At 67.1% G+C, this 13,918-nt stretch carries 12 protein-coding genes; 7 read left to right on the forward strand and 5 right to left on the reverse strand.

Annotated features, from left to right (window positions below; genetic code table 11):
* Positions 1 to 26 precede the first annotated feature (26 nt).
* Entirely contained in the window at positions 27 to 1,463 is a 1,437-nt protein-coding gene (locus ACZ5BM_RS10430) for a hypothetical protein (protein ID WP_498907857.1), read from the reverse strand.
* Between the two features lie 326 nt (positions 1,464 to 1,789).
* Here ACZ5BM_RS10430 and ACZ5BM_RS10435 point away from each other — a divergent pair, with 326 nt between their 5' ends.
* Positions 1,790 to 3,016: an MFS transporter gene (locus ACZ5BM_RS10435; RefSeq protein WP_498907858.1), complete on the forward strand. Its 1,227-nt coding sequence runs from the start codon at positions 1,790 to 1,792 to the stop codon at positions 3,014 to 3,016.
* Between the two features lie 234 nt (positions 3,017 to 3,250).
* Positions 3,251 to 5,251, forward strand: coding sequence for a TonB-dependent siderophore receptor (locus ACZ5BM_RS10440; RefSeq protein WP_498911574.1), 2,001 nt, complete (start codon positions 3,251 to 3,253; stop codon positions 5,249 to 5,251).
* Here ACZ5BM_RS10440 and ACZ5BM_RS10445 read toward each other — a convergent pair.
* From ACZ5BM_RS10445 to ACZ5BM_RS10460, 4 genes are all read right to left on the reverse strand, one after another.
* Positions 5,239 to 6,135, reverse strand: a complete 897-nt coding sequence (locus ACZ5BM_RS10445) for an alpha/beta fold hydrolase (protein ID WP_498907860.1) — start codon at positions 6,133 to 6,135, stop codon at positions 5,239 to 5,241. The genes ACZ5BM_RS10440 and ACZ5BM_RS10445 overlap by 13 nt on opposite strands.
* On the reverse strand, positions 6,132 to 7,610 hold the full coding sequence (locus ACZ5BM_RS10450) for a UdgX family uracil-DNA binding protein (RefSeq protein WP_498907863.1): 1,479 nt from the start codon (positions 7,608 to 7,610) through the stop codon (positions 6,132 to 6,134). The genes ACZ5BM_RS10445 and ACZ5BM_RS10450 overlap by 4 nt, the downstream gene beginning before the upstream one ends.
* A 43-nt stretch (positions 7,611 to 7,653) precedes the next feature.
* Positions 7,654 to 8,883 (reverse strand): putative DNA modification/repair radical SAM protein, encoded by a 1,230-nt coding sequence (locus ACZ5BM_RS10455; protein ID WP_498907864.1) that lies wholly within the window; start codon positions 8,881 to 8,883, stop codon positions 7,654 to 7,656.
* A gap of 77 nt (positions 8,884 to 8,960) precedes the next feature.
* Positions 8,961 to 9,566, reverse strand: a complete 606-nt coding sequence (locus tag ACZ5BM_RS10460; RefSeq protein ID WP_498907865.1) for a DUF2939 domain-containing protein — start codon at positions 9,564 to 9,566, stop codon at positions 8,961 to 8,963.
* Positions 9,567 to 9,723: 157 nt separating this feature from the next.
* Here ACZ5BM_RS10460 and ACZ5BM_RS10465 point away from each other — a divergent pair, with 157 nt between their 5' ends.
* The 5 genes from ACZ5BM_RS10465 (at position 9,724) to ACZ5BM_RS10485 (ending at position 13,856) form a co-directional block, all read left to right on the forward strand.
* Positions 9,724 to 10,521, forward strand: coding sequence for a HesA/MoeB/ThiF family protein (locus ACZ5BM_RS10465; RefSeq protein ID WP_498907866.1), 798 nt, complete (start codon positions 9,724 to 9,726; stop codon positions 10,519 to 10,521).
* Positions 10,518 to 10,901: a DsrE family protein gene (locus ACZ5BM_RS10470; RefSeq protein ID WP_498907867.1), complete on the forward strand. Its 384-nt coding sequence runs from the start codon at positions 10,518 to 10,520 to the stop codon at positions 10,899 to 10,901. Before ACZ5BM_RS10465 ends, ACZ5BM_RS10470 begins: the two co-directional genes overlap by 4 nt.
* A 65-nt stretch (positions 10,902 to 10,966) precedes the next feature.
* Positions 10,967 to 11,935 (forward strand): SH3 domain-containing protein, encoded by a 969-nt coding sequence (locus tag ACZ5BM_RS10475; protein ID WP_498907868.1) that lies wholly within the window; start codon positions 10,967 to 10,969, stop codon positions 11,933 to 11,935.
* Between the two features lie 47 nt (positions 11,936 to 11,982).
* Complete coding sequence (gene pyk, locus ACZ5BM_RS10480) at positions 11,983 to 13,419, forward strand: pyruvate kinase (protein WP_498907870.1); 1,437 nt, start codon at positions 11,983 to 11,985, stop codon at positions 13,417 to 13,419.
* Positions 13,416 to 13,856 carry a hypothetical protein gene (locus ACZ5BM_RS10485; RefSeq protein WP_498907872.1) on the forward strand — a complete coding sequence of 147 codons (441 nt, stop codon included), beginning with the start codon at positions 13,416 to 13,418 and terminating at the stop codon, positions 13,854 to 13,856. The genes pyk and ACZ5BM_RS10485 overlap by 4 nt, the downstream gene beginning before the upstream one ends.
* Positions 13,857 to 13,918: the final 62 nt, after the last annotated feature.

Consider the following 13,918-nt stretch of genomic DNA (forward strand, 5'->3'; position numbering starts at 1 on the left):
CGGGACCCGAAATCCCGCCCCGCTGCTCAGCTCGCCGTCTGTTTCACCGCCGTGTCGATCAGCTCGTCGATCGAATCCTTCACGCCCGAGAACAGCGTATCGCCGTAATCCTTGAACGCCTCGAATTTCGCGTCGTCGTTCACCACGATGTCGCGTTTGATCTTCTGCAAACCGATGATCTTGAACGGCGAGGCGTCGATCAGCGTCTTCGCTTCGATGAAGACGTAACGCGCGTCCTTGCGCATCCGCTCCACTGATCCCGTCCAGCCCGGCGTGCCCAGATTGTTGACCGGGATCAGGTCGGAAAACGTCGAGCAATGCAGGAAATACGCGCCCAGCAACGGATAGGTCTTGAACACGGTCAGATCGAGCCGTGACGGTTCCGCCAGGATCTCGTGGAACGCCTTCACGGCGCGATACTGCACGCCCAGATGGATCAGCCGATGCGCAAGCTTGGCGGTCGCCGCGCCGAGACCGATCAGCGGCCCGCTGAACGCGCCGGCATCGAGCTTGGTGGTGACGGTCTTGGCGATGAACGACGCGGTCGAGATCGCCGCATCGCCGGACAGATGCCCGATCTCGTGCGACAGCGCCGATTTCATCCCGGCCAGAGCGCTCTGCGTCGTGCCGAAGCTGAACTGGTAGTCGCGACGGCCGATATTGTAGCGATGATAGATCCGGTCGGTCACCTCCGCCCATTCCTGGCCCACGCTGCGCGCATCCCACACCGTGCCGAGCCAGGGCGGCACGCTCGCCGTCACCTCCTTGATGATGTCGTCGATATACCGATACAGCCCGGTGCCCTTGATCTTGTCCCACAGCTGATCGCCGAACGCGGCCTTGGCCACGCCGTAGAAGGATTCGGCGATCGGTCTGGCGGCATCGAGATAGTTCTGCTGGCTTTCCGACAGGGACGGAATATGCAGCTTCTCCTTCACCGTGTCCCAGGCGCTGCTCGCCTTGTCAGCCGCGATCTCCTGCGCATATTCGCCGGGATGGATCAGGCGTTTCGACCAGGACGTGCCGCTCAGCGTTCCGGTGGTGTTCTCGTTGCCCAGGAACACCACGGTTCCGTCGGCGAAGATCCGCTCCAGCGCACCCTGCTTCTCGTTTGCCACCATCTGGTAGGCACCGATCTCGTCCGGCGTGAAATGCCGCTGCCGGTAGTCGTCGTAGTCGATCCCCGCCGATTGCAACTGCGTTTCCAGCGCCGTGACCGCACCGTAGCGATCGCGTTCGCTATTGGCGCGCTCGTTCTCCAGATCGCCGGGATCGTCGCTCTGAAGCTGCTTGCGGCTTTTCCAGTTGTCCAGCGCGGCGCGGATCTTGAACGCATCGTCCTCGCTGCGCGTCGTGCAATAAAGGCGGATCGCGTCGTCGACCTTGCGCAGCAGACTGCTTCTGCGGTGAAACCGGCCCAGGCTGGTCTCGTCCATCCAGCGCTGGTAGTCGATATCGAGCATCGCGTTCCTCTCCAAAGCCTTGCGTATGTTTTTCGGCAGGATCGTTTCTCTTCCGATCCTTCCTGGGCGTGACAGGGAGATTTGCGGTTCAGGCTGAACGGATTGCCCCGGCTTGACAAGCGCAGACCGGAAACTGTCATGAAGCCTCGAGCGGTTCGCGGCGGAACCGGCGCGCCGATCTTTTCCGCCGCGGCCCCTTTCAATCGCCGTCCGGCGCGACACATCGGGCGCAACGGTGTTCGGTGCACAACCGTTCGCGTCCACCGGCATCGCCGTTCCGTCCATCCGCCCACAGCCACGGCCAAGCCCCCTCCGGAGCCCGTTCCATGCGGCTGAATCCAGACACAGTCCTGTTCACCCTGTTCATGGCCGCGATTGGCGCGCTGCCGCCGCTCGCGATCGACATGGGCCTCCCGGCGCTCGCCGCGATCGGGCACAGCCTCGGCACTTCGCCCAGTACCGCAGGCCTCACCTTGTCCCTGTTCATGGCTGGCTTCGGCATCGGTCCGCTGGTGGCAGGTCCGCTGTCGGATCGGCTCGGACGCAAGATTCCCCTGGCCGGCGGCCTGCTGCTGTTCGCGCTCGGCGGGGTGCTGGCGGCGGCTTCCCCCAGCATCGGCACGCTTCTGGCGGCGCGGGTGGTGCAGGGACTCGGCGGCGGCACGGGCGCCACGCTGCTCTACGCCATCATCCGCGACCTGTTCGAAGGCCGCGCCGCACACCGGCGCATCGCCAACGTGGCGGTCGTGTCCACCACGGCGCCGATGGTCGCCCCCTCGCTTGGTGCCGCCCTGCTGCCTCTGCTTGGCTGGCGGGCGATCTACGCCCTGCCGGCGATCGCGGCGATCCTTCTGTTCGTTCTCATGCTCGCCGTGCTGCCGGAATCCCTGCCGCCCTCCGGCCGCCGTCGCGGGCAGGTGCTGCCGCAATTGCTGGAGGATCTCTGGCTCCTGCTCCGCACCCCCGCCTACGTGCTGAGCAACGCCGTCAATGCACTCTCCTTCGCCGCCCTGTTCTCCTACATCAGCGCTTCGCCGCTGGTGACCATGGGCGCGTTCGGCATCACACGGCCGCATTATGCGCTGCTGTTCGCGGGCACCAGCCTGTCCATCATCACCGGCGCCTTCCTGAACGGACGCATCGCCACGCGCATCCGCATTCCCGAACAACTGCTCGGCATCGCCGTGGCGCTGGCCCTCCTGGTCGATCTCGTGCTGGTCGCCCTCACGGTCACGCATACGCTCACGCTCGCCACGCTGGTGCCGCTGTTGCTGCTGGCCAATCTGTTCTTCGGGCTCGGCGCAGCCAGTGCCGCGCACAGCGCACTGGAACCAGTCAAGCGCGTCGCGGGCACGGCATCCGGGTTGCTCACCACGATCCAGATGGCGTTCGGCAGCCTCGCCAGCCTGCTGGCCTCCGCCTTGTTTCCCGCGCTCGGCACCCTGTCCATGACCGGTTGCATGGCCTTTTTCGCCAGTCTCAGCGCGGTGTGTTGCATGCTGTTACGCAGGCACGGTCTGCGAACGCTTGCGCAACAGCTTTCGGTCCCGTAAGACGCGGTTGCAACTCATTCGCAACTGGTGCCATCAATGTCTGTCCGCGCCCGCCTTCTTGGGGCTGCCCTGCCGGCCTCCGCGCTGTTCTGGCCGCTGATCGCCATCGCACAAACCGCGCCGGCGACACGGTCGGACACCGGGCAGGCCCCCGTCGTCCGGATCGGCGAGGAGCCGGACGCCGCCGACCCGGACGAAACCCTTTCCGTGCGCGGTATCCGCCTGTCCGCCCTGGTGCCGAAATCCTCCAGCGCCGCCACCAAGACCGATACGCCGCTGATCGACACGCCGGAATCGGTGTCGGTGGTCACGCGCGCGCAGATGGATCAGATGAACGCCCGCACGCTGGTGGAAGCTCTGCGCTACACGGCGGGCGTGTCCACCGAAGCGCAGAACGGCTTTTCCACGCGCTACGATCTGCTGTCGATCCGCGGCTTCATCTCCAACGGCGATCAGTATCTGGACGGGCTCAAGCTGTTCAACGGCGCGGCCTACGCCAACCAGCAGATCGACGCCAATCTGGTCGACCGATACGATATCCTCAAAGGCCCGCCCTCGGTTCTCTACGGGCAGAGCGATCCGGGCGGCATCATCGACATCACCTCCAAGCTGCCGACGGCGACCCCTCTGCATCAGGTGTCGATCGAAGGCGGCTCCTACGGATACGTGCGCGGGTCGGTGGATCTGGGCGGCCCGATCGACCGGAGCGGACACTGGCTCTATCGCCTCGCTGCCACGGGAACCACCTCGGGCACGCAGGATCATCACACGCGCGTCGAGCGCTACGGCGTGGCACCGGCGGTTTCCTGGGTGCCGGACGCGAACACGACACTGACCGTCAACGCCTTGTTCCAGAAGGACCCGCGCGGCGGCGATTACGACAACGCCCCGCTGTACGGAACCGTGCTGCCCAACAGCAACGGTCCGATCCCGTATTCCAAGTTCACCGGCGACGACAGCTTCGAACGCTTCAACCGCACGCAGGCGTCGATCGCCTATCAGCTCACGCACAGGCTGAACCAGAACTGGAGCCTCCGCTCGGCTGCCCGCTATGCCAATATCGGCACCGAGTACAACGAGGTCTATGCCGGCAATTTCGACGACGAGAACGGCAGGATCGCACCGCGCTATTCCTCCGGCGCCGAGGAGCACTACGACACCATCACGCTGGAAGAACAGCTTCATGGCCGGTTCAGAACCGGTGTCCTGCAACACCGCGTCCTGCTGGGCGTGAACTGGCAGAATTTGCGCGATACCGCCAACTACTATGCCGGCACCGCACCGTCGATCGACATATACGGTCCTTATGTCCCCAGCGTGATCCCGCCGCTGGCGCAGTACACCAACGCCAGCATCTCCACCAACCAGGAAGCGATCTTCGGCGAGGATCAGATCAGCTGGGGCCGTCTGCATCTGCAGATCGGCGGGCGCGAGGACTGGTCCGAGATCGCCACGCGCAACGCGCTGGATTCATCCGCCAACTTCGACCAGGGCGACCGCGCCTTCACCTGGCGCGCCGGCATCCTCTACGCTTTCGCCGACGGCATCTCGCCTTATTTCAATTATAGCCGTTCGTTCCAGCCGGTGAACCAGCTTTCGGTCACCGGCGCGCCGTTCAAGCCCACGCGCGGCGAACAGTTCGAGGTCGGCACCAAATGGCAGCCGACCGGTTTCGACGGCTTCTTCTCCGCCGCCCTGTTCCATATCCAGGAAACCAACGTCCTGGTCAGCGACCCGAACAATCTGAATTTCTCCATCCAGACCGGCGGCATACGCTCGCAAGGCGTGGAGCTGGAAGCGCACGCGAATATCACGCACCGTTTCAACATCGTCGCCGCCTATACCTACCAGGACGCGACCTTCAACAAGAACAGCGGCGATCTCGACGGGCGACGCCAGACGCAGGTGCCGCAGCAATTCTTCTCCGTCTGGGGCCATTACGACATCCATGACGGCCCGCTCGACGGTCTGGGTTTCGGCGTCGGCGTGCGCTACCAGGGCAACACCATCACCGACAACGTGGTGGAATACGCCACCTCGCCCTTCACCCTGGTCGACGCGACGGCGCAATACCAGCTCGGCCATCTGTTCCCCCGCCTGCGCGACACGACGCTTCAGGTCACGGCACAGAATCTGCTCGACAAGAGCTACATCACCTCGTGCTACTCCAATTCCTTCGGCTGCTACTGGGGCACGCGCCGCAACGTCATCGGCCGCCTGACCTATCGCTGGTAGAACGCGCCGAGAAACGGCAGCAGGTGTTCGAGCACGCGCTCGGGCGCCTGCCGTTGCGGAAAGTGCCCGATGCCATCGAGCACGACACGATCGTAGTGCGCGGAGAACAGGTCTTTCCTGTTTTCGGACGTGGACGGCAAGGCGCACGGATCGATCGCGCCCTGGATCATCAGGGTCGGCACCGCCACCACAGGGTTCTCGAGCACGTAAGCCGATTGCGCGGCATAGGCCGGGTCGGGTTCGGCATGCTTCCAGCGCACCCGATAGGAATGCAACGTGACGGCCGACCAATCGGGATTGCCGAATGCCGCCGCGGCGCTGCGGAACATCTCCTCCGGTACGGTCCAGTTCGGATTCCAGCTATACCAGATGTAGTTGGTGAAGCTGCGTCGCTGGTTCTCCACCAGCTCCGTTCCGCGCGGCGTCGCCATCAACCATTGGTACCAGTAGCTCTGCTGCTGCTGCAACGACACGGGCGCGTCCGGGTCGTTGCCGTTCCAGCCGACCGACAGCGCTGCGACCGATGCGATCCGCTCCGGCCACAGGCACGCGGCGCAATAGGCGATACGGGCCCCCCAATCGTGCCCCACCACCGCGAACCGTTCGAGCCCGAGCGCATCGGCCAGATCGATCAGATCCTGCGCCATCGCCACCATCTCGCCGGACCGTATCGTGTCGTCGCTCAGGAACCGGGTCGGACCGAAGCCGCGCAGATAAGGCACGATCGTGCGATACCCGGCTTCGTTCAACGCAGGCAGCATCGCTTCCCAACAGGTCGCATCGTCCGGCCAGCCATGCAGCAGCACCAGAGGCGCCCCGTCTTCCGGCCCCGCAACGAAACAGCCGATCGACAGGGTCGGCGTTTCCACCGTTCTCATGCTCATCGCAACAACTCCCGCGCCTGCTTCAGGTCGGCCACGAAGGCCGCGTATTCGCGCTGCTTCATCTCTTCGTCGGGAATGCGCAGCAGATAGGACGGATGAACGGTGATGAGCCCCTGCGCGTTGCTGCCGAACCGCTCCGGCAGGGCGATCGGCGTCGACCGCTCGCGCCCGATCGTCACCGCACGCCCCAGCACCGCCCGCGCCGCCGTCGCCCCCAGCATCACCAGCAGGGACGGCTTCACCAGACGGCGTTCCTCTTCCAGCCAGACCGAGCACGCCTTGATCTCGGTGATATCCGGCTTGGCATGGATGCGCCGCTTCCCGCGCGGCTCGAATTTGAAGTGCTTCACCGCATTGGTGACGTAGACCACCGACCGGTCGATCCCGGCTTCCTCGATCGCCCGGTTCAGCATCTGCCCGGCCGGCCCCACGAACGGTCTTCCGGCCAGATCCTCCTGGTCGCCCGGCTGCTCGCCGACCATCATCATCCGCGCATCCGCCGGTCCCTCGCCGAACACGGTCTGCGTGGCGGGCTCCCAGAGCGGACAACGCCGGCAGGCCTCCGCCGCCTTCCGCAGCGCCGGCAGCGTTTCCGGCGTCTCGCCGCCATCCGGGAGTTCCGGCTCGATCGGCAGGGCACTGCGCGCCGCCCCGCGGCGCTGCTCCATCGGGCGTGTTTCGGGCGGCATGGCGGGCGTGTCCAACATGGTCTCGGTGCGGCCCCGTGCCCCCCGGATCAGCTCCGGTATCGCCGCCGCCTCGGGGAGGTTGCGCCAGTACTTCTTCGGCATCTCGGACATCATCGCGCCGACCTTGAGCCGGGCCGGATTAAATATCACGCTGTAATATAATCGCCAGTAACGCTCCAGGGCGTCGTCGTCCGGCACCTCTTTCGGGTCCGCCCCCGGCCCGAAGGACCGTTCCTCGCCGGTCCAGTGGAACGAGCGGTACGGCGTCAGGATCGAGAACACCATGGTCGCGAAGCGCCGGATGAAGAACTCCGCATTGGCCTCGACGATGAAGTGCTCCGGCTCGAACCACGCCACGTAGCGCGTGCCCTCTGGCTCCGGCACTTCGCGGAACCGCAGGAAAGCCCGCATCTTGTGGGTGTCGCGTCGCACGGACTGCGCTACGCGGATCGTCCGCTGCACCGCCGGGTCCGTCACCTGCTCGGTGATGCGCTTCTCGCCATGTTGCGCGCGCCAGACCAGGCCGTAGAGCAGCGAGAACCGTTCCGGCTCGCGCGCCTGGATCACCGTCTGCGCCAGCTCCACCAGGGCGCGGGACACGGAGAACGTGCCGGATGGCGTGGTGCCGGGTTCCTGGGGCGGTTCTCCATCCAGCGCGAACAGATCGGCCGGGGCGCCGACGGAGAAGTGCACGTCTTCGGGCGGAATGCCGGACAGAGCCAGCTTGCGGGCCGCGTCGCGCCAGCCGCCGAAATCGACCTCGTGCGCGAGAACGACCGTCTTCACCACCCCGCCTGCTCCTCCCGGGGTGTCCGCCCCCTTGGGAGGATTAAAGCAAAGCGAGCTGTTTCGGTTTCGGCGCTAGCTTCAGCGACAGGCGCGCGGAATCCAGCTCCTGCATCGGCCGGTGGTCCACGGCCACCAGGAACGGCGCCACCTTGGCCAGAGACACGCGCAGCCGGGCCAGATCGTCCATGCGCAGCTGCCGGTGGCGGCGAGCCAGCAGAATGCGATCAACCGATTTCACGCCGAGCCCTGGTATGCGCAGCAGCGCTTCCCGGTCGGCGCGGTTGATGTCGACCGGGAACATGTGCCGGTTCTCCAGCGCCCAGGCGAGCTTGGGATCGTGCACCAGATCGAGATTGCCGTCCGGGTCGGTCGCCAGCTCCTCCACCCCGAAGCCGTAGAAACGCAGCAGCCAGTCGGCCTGATACAGCCGGTGCTCGCGCAGGAGCGGGGCCGGTTTGAGCGGCAAGGCGGACGAGGCGTCCGGAATCGGCGAGAAGGCGGAATAATACACCCGGCGCAGCCCGTAGGAGCCGTAGAGCGTGTTGCTGAGACGCAGGATGGTGCGGTCGGTGCTGGGATCGGCGCCGACGATCATCTGCGTGCTCTGCCCGGCCGGGGCGAAGCGCGGCGGCTTGGCGCCGCCCGGACGCGGCTTCTCCCGCGCCGCGTCGATGCCGAGCCGCATCCGGCCCATGGATCGTCGTATGCCGCCCATGTCCTTTTCCGGCGCGTAATCCTTCAGCGCCGCCTCGGTCGGCAGCTCGACGTTGATGCTGAGCCGGTCGGCCCAGCGCCCGGCTTCTTCCAACAGCAGCGGATCGGCGTCCGGAATGGTCTTCAGGTGGATATAGCCGCGGAAGCCGTGTTCGACGCGGAGCGTGCGCGCCACCGCGATCACCTGCTCCATGGTGTAGTCCGGCGAGCGGATGATGCCGGAGGACAGGAACAACCCTTCGATGCAGTTGCGGCGATAAAAGCCGAGCGTGAGCTGCACCACCTCGTCCACCGTGAACCGGGCCCGTTTCACCGAGGAGGAGGCGCGGTTGATGCAGTACGCGCATTCGAACATGCAGACATTGGTCAGCAGGATCTTCAGCAGCGAGATGCAGCGTCCGTCCGGCGCGTAGGCATGGCAGATGCCCATGCCTTCCGTGGAGCCGACACCCTTGGTTTCGCCGCGGCTGTCGCGTTTCTCCGTGCCGCTGGACGAGCAGGACGCGTCGTATTTGGCGGCATCGGCCAAAATCTCGAGCTTGCCGAGCAGATCCATGCGCGTGAGAGTTCCCGTTCCGTTCGGTCGAACCCCCTAGATGGGGCCTCCGGGCCGCTGACGGAAGGGCGATCGGCTCAGGTTCGGTGGGTTATCGCCGGGGCGGCATCGTCCGACGGCAGATGGATGCGGGTGATGCGCCAATGCCATTTTTCCAGACCGAGCGAGAGCAGCACCGGCGCCGCATCCGGGTCGCCCATGCGGATCGCGACATCGAACTGGGTAGGCCCAGTGAACCGGAGTGAAACCAGGCGTCCGAACGCGTCGCGCCAGCCGCTCGCCGCTCCGGTTCGGCCGGACAGCAGGGCCATCAGCGAGTCCGGCGTCACCTCGTTGTCGATGGCGTGGGACGCGACGGTGGTGACGAACGAGCTGCCGAAGGCGGGCAGCTCGTCTTCCGCCGAGGCCGGCTGCGCCGTGACCGGTGCCGAGGCCAGATCCTGTTTCAGACCGGCCCGGACGCTTTTCCAGTCCAGCGCATCGCGCAGCGTCTCGACATTGCCGGTCCGTACGCCGTTGGCGGCCTGCCAGAGCGTGGCCATCGGCGCCACGCCATAGAGCAGAACGGACAACACCAGGCAGAACGCGGAAACGGCGCGCAGGCGGCTATCGCCGTATCGGTGCCGGCCCCGCACGAAGCGGGGAGGGTGCGATCGCAAGCGGGACGGAAACGTCGTTCGCATCGTGCGCATCCTGTTCCTCGGCCACGTCATTCCGCCGGACGATGTGCGGGCATCATCCTTTGTCGTTTCCCTCGCCCCGGTCAAGAAACTTTCGCAGCGTCGGCGGGAATCGCCTCGTGCACTCGGCTTGCGCGCCGAGGTTCGTTAAACAGGGCGTATGGACCTCGATTTCTCCGAACACGAAATCCAGCGCTACAGCCGGCACATCCTGCTGCCGGAAGTGGGCGGCACCGGCCAGGCCGCCTTGCGGGCGGCGCGTGTGCTGATCGTGGGGGCGGGCGGTCTCGGCGCGCCCGTGGCGCTGTATCTGGCGGCGGCCGGGGTGGGCACGATCGGCCTGGTGGATGACGACGTGGTGGAGCTGTCCAACCTCCAGCGTCAGGTGATCCATGCCACGGACACGATCGGGCGGAAGAAGATCCGTTCGGCGGCCGAGGCGCTGCGGCGTTTGAACCCGCTGGTGCGCGTGATCGGGCATGACGCGCGGATCGATGCCGGAAATGCGCTGGCGCTGATCGGCGACTACGATCTGGTCTGCGACGGCTCGGATAATTTCCGCACCCGCTATCTCGTGAACGATGCCTGCGCGCTGGCCGGGCGCACGTTGGTCTCCGCCTCCGTGTCGCGCTTCTCCGGCCAGCTCGCGGCCTTCGCGCCCTGGAACGGGACCGGTTGTTATCGCTGCCTGCATCCGGTGCCGGCGGACGGCGCACCGAGCTGCCAGGAGGCGGGGGTGTTCGGCGCCGTGACCGGGGTGATGGGCACGCTCCAGGCGACCGAGGTGCTGAAACAGATCCTCGATCTGGGTGAAACCCTGTCGGGAAGCGTGCTGACCTGGGATGCGTTGCGGATGCGGTTCGCCCGGATGCGCCTGCATCCCGATCCGGACTGCCCGCTCTGCGGCGAAAGCCCGACCATCCACGATCTGTCCGCCCATGCGGGTGCGGCGGCATGAGCGGCCTGCCGTTCGGCGTCGTGCTGGCGACCGCCTCGTTCGAGCGCGCCCATACCGGTCTGATGCTGGCGGCCACTGCTGCGGCCTTGGACAGGCCAACGGTTCTGTTCGCGACCCAGGGCGGCCTGCATGCGCTGTCCCGGGATATGACCGGTCTCGAGAACGCTGCCGTGCAGGATGCCGCGTTCCAGGCACGCGGCGTGGTCGGATTCGAGGCGCTACGCTACACGTTGCTGCCGATGGGCGTGCGGCTGATGGCGTGCGTATCCGGGATGCTGGCGATCGGTCTCGACGACGCGGCGCTGATCGACGGGGTGGAGCGCGTGGGGATGCCGAGCTTCCTGCTGGCGGTCGGCGCGGGACAAATCGTGTCTCCCTGAACGCAAGGGCCTCCTTTGCTTCGGCGGCTCTTGCTTCGCCGCTCCCGGGAGGGCACGCATGGCCCATGCGAGCTGCCTTTCCCCGCCGGTTCCCGTGTCCGGGCCGTGTTCCGTTGCCGTCCGGCCGGCCGGCGGCCGTTCTGGGCCTGCTGGCGATCCTGGGCAGCGCATCGGCGCAGGCGCAGGACCAGCCCGCGCATCACGCGACCCACAAGACCAGCCACGAGTCTGCGCACGAGGCGCATGGCAAGAGCGCTGCGCGTCATGCGCCGGAACACGGATCCGGCCATTCCGCCGCGCACCGGACGGAGCATGCGCCCGCGCATAGCCGTACCGCCCCGGTGCGCCATCATGCGCCCGTCACGGCGGCACCCGTGGTCGCACCCAAGCCCGCACCGCCCCCGGCGGCGGCCGTGCCTGTGCCCGCTCCGCCGCCGGTTCCGGCCAAGGGCTCGTCCACCGGCCTGCCTTTGCCGCGTTTCGCGTCCCTGCGCGCCGATGCCGTGAACCTGCGCGGAGGTCCCGGCACGCGCTACCCGATCCAGTGGGTGTACAAGCGACGCGATCTGCCGGTGAAGATCGAGCGCGAGTTCGACGTGTGGCGTCTGGTGGAGGATTCCGACGGGGTGAAGGGCTGGGTGCATCAGGCGACCCTGATGGGCACCCGCACCTTCGTGATTCCCGGCGGCCCCGGCGCCGACGGCAGCACCGCGCCGGCCGCTTCGGACACGCCTACCGCCGCCCCGGACACGGTGGGCGAGGTGCATAATCTCGGCAGTTCCAACGTACCCACGGTGACGGGGCGTCTCGCGTCGGCGAACAGCGTCCTGCCGGCCGGTTCGGTGGCGCTGCGCGCCCAACCCCAACCGGATGGTAACTTGGTGGCGGTGCTGATGCCGGGTATTGTCGGCCGAATACGCAGCTGTCCCCCCGGGTCGGGCTGGTGCAAGGTCAGCGTCCGCGATTATAGCGGGTGGCTACCGCGCAGCGCCTTCTGGGGTCTTCTGCCCGACGAGACGATCCTTCCGCCCTGAGACGCGTTCGTGATCCGGTCCGAGCGCCGGACGACCAGGAGTTCGACTTGACCAAAGCCTTCACCGCCGCCCGCACCAAGATCGTCGCAACCCTCGGTCCGGCCAGCGGCACCGAGGAGGGCATCCTGGCCCTCGCCGAAGCCGGAGCGAATCTGTTCCGCATCAACTTCTCCCACGGCGCCCACTCCGAGCACGGCGCCCGCATCCAGGCGGTGCGCGCGGTGGAGAAGCGCCTGGGCCGTCCGATCGGCATCCTGGCCGATGTGCAGGGTCCGAAGCTGCGTGTCGGCACCTTCGCGGAGGGCCGCGTGGTGCTGGAGAACGGCGCCCGCTTCGTTCTGGACATGGACGAGGCGCCGGGCGACGCGACCCGCGTGCGTCTGCCGCACCCCGAGATCATCTCCGCCGCCAGCCCCGGCACGACCCTGCTGCTCGACGACGGCAAGCTGCGTCTGCGCATCCTGGAATGCCATCCGGGCAAGCTGGTCACCGAAGTCGTCACCGGCGGCCCGCTGAGCGACCGCAAGGGCGTGAACGTGCCCGACATGGTGCTGCCGATCCCCGCGCTGACCACCAAGGACAAGGCCGATCTCGCCTACGCGCTCGACCAGGGCGTGGATTACATCGGCCTGTCCTTCGTGCAGCGTCCCGCCGACGTGGAGGAAGCGCGCGAACTGGTGCAGGGCCGCGCCTGGATCATGACCAAGATCGAGAAGCCGCAGGCGCTCGACGAGCTGGATGCGATCCTGGCCCTGTCCGACGCGGTGATGGTGGCGCGTGGCGATCTGGGCGTGGAGCTGCCGCCGGAGCGCGTGCCGCTGGAGCAGAAGCGCATCGTCCGTGCCGCGCGCCTGCGCGGCCTGCCGGTCGTGGTCGCGACCCAGATGCTGGAAAGCATGATCTCCGCCCCGGCGCCGACACGGGCCGAAGCCTCCGACGTGGCGACCGCCGTGTTCGACGGTGCGGACGCGGTGATGCTGTCGGGCGAGACCGCCGTGGGCCGTTATCCGGTCGAGGCGGTGTCGATCATGAACCGCATCGCTCTGCAGGTGGAGGCCGACGAGGGCTGGCGCGCCGTGCAGGACAACACCCGCCAGGTGCCGGACCACACCGTGTCCGACGCCATCGCAGGCGCCGCGCAACAGGTGGCCACCACCACCGGCGCCAAGGCGATCGTCGCCTATACCCGCTCCGGCCGCACCGCCGTCCGCATCTCGCGCGAGCGTCCGGACTGCGCCGTGCTGGGCATCGCCGGCACCATCGAGGCGGCGCGCCGTCTGCAGGTGGCGTGGGGCGTGCAGGCGATGGTGGTCGATCAGGACCGTCCGGACGAGACGGTGGAGGACATCGTCCAGTCCGCGACCCAGCTCGCGCGTCAGGCCGGCATCGCCGATACCGGCGATCTGCTGGTGGTCGCGGCCGGCGTGCCGTTCGGTCAGGCCGGGTCCACCAACCTGCTGCGCATTGTCCGGCTGAAGCCGTGAAGCGGGCGGCGTTTCTCGCCGCTCTGTGTCTGCTCCCGGGCGCGCGCGCCGTCGCGTCCGGGCTCGTCGCCGCGTCTCCTGGGGCTTCCCCTGCGGCCCGCGCGCTGGATCCGTTGGCCTCGCCAGGCTCCTACTCCCTGGCACCGGCCGGCCCTGCCTCCATTCTCGACCAGCCTCTGGTGGCTGGCGGCGTCGCCAGCACCTCGTTCGGCTCCAACGGCATGCGTGCGAGTTCGGTGGAACTCGATAGCGGGCTGATCGGCGGCCACACCCGCGCCTTCGTGGCGGTGGGGGCGGGGCAGGGGCCGCATTGGCACAATACGCCCGCAATCCAGGGCCAGTCCTTCGCCGCTGGCGTCACCACGGAACTGCCCTACAACACCACCGTCACGATCATGGGCGGGTTCGAACGCGACCGGCTGACGCGGCCGTACTAACCTCCTGCCCCCGTCCGCTACGGGCAGGGAAGTCGAAAACGGGCCGGTTTCGTGTTGAGACG

This window comes from Lichenicola sp. GTC18331 (genome assembly GCF_055386855.1).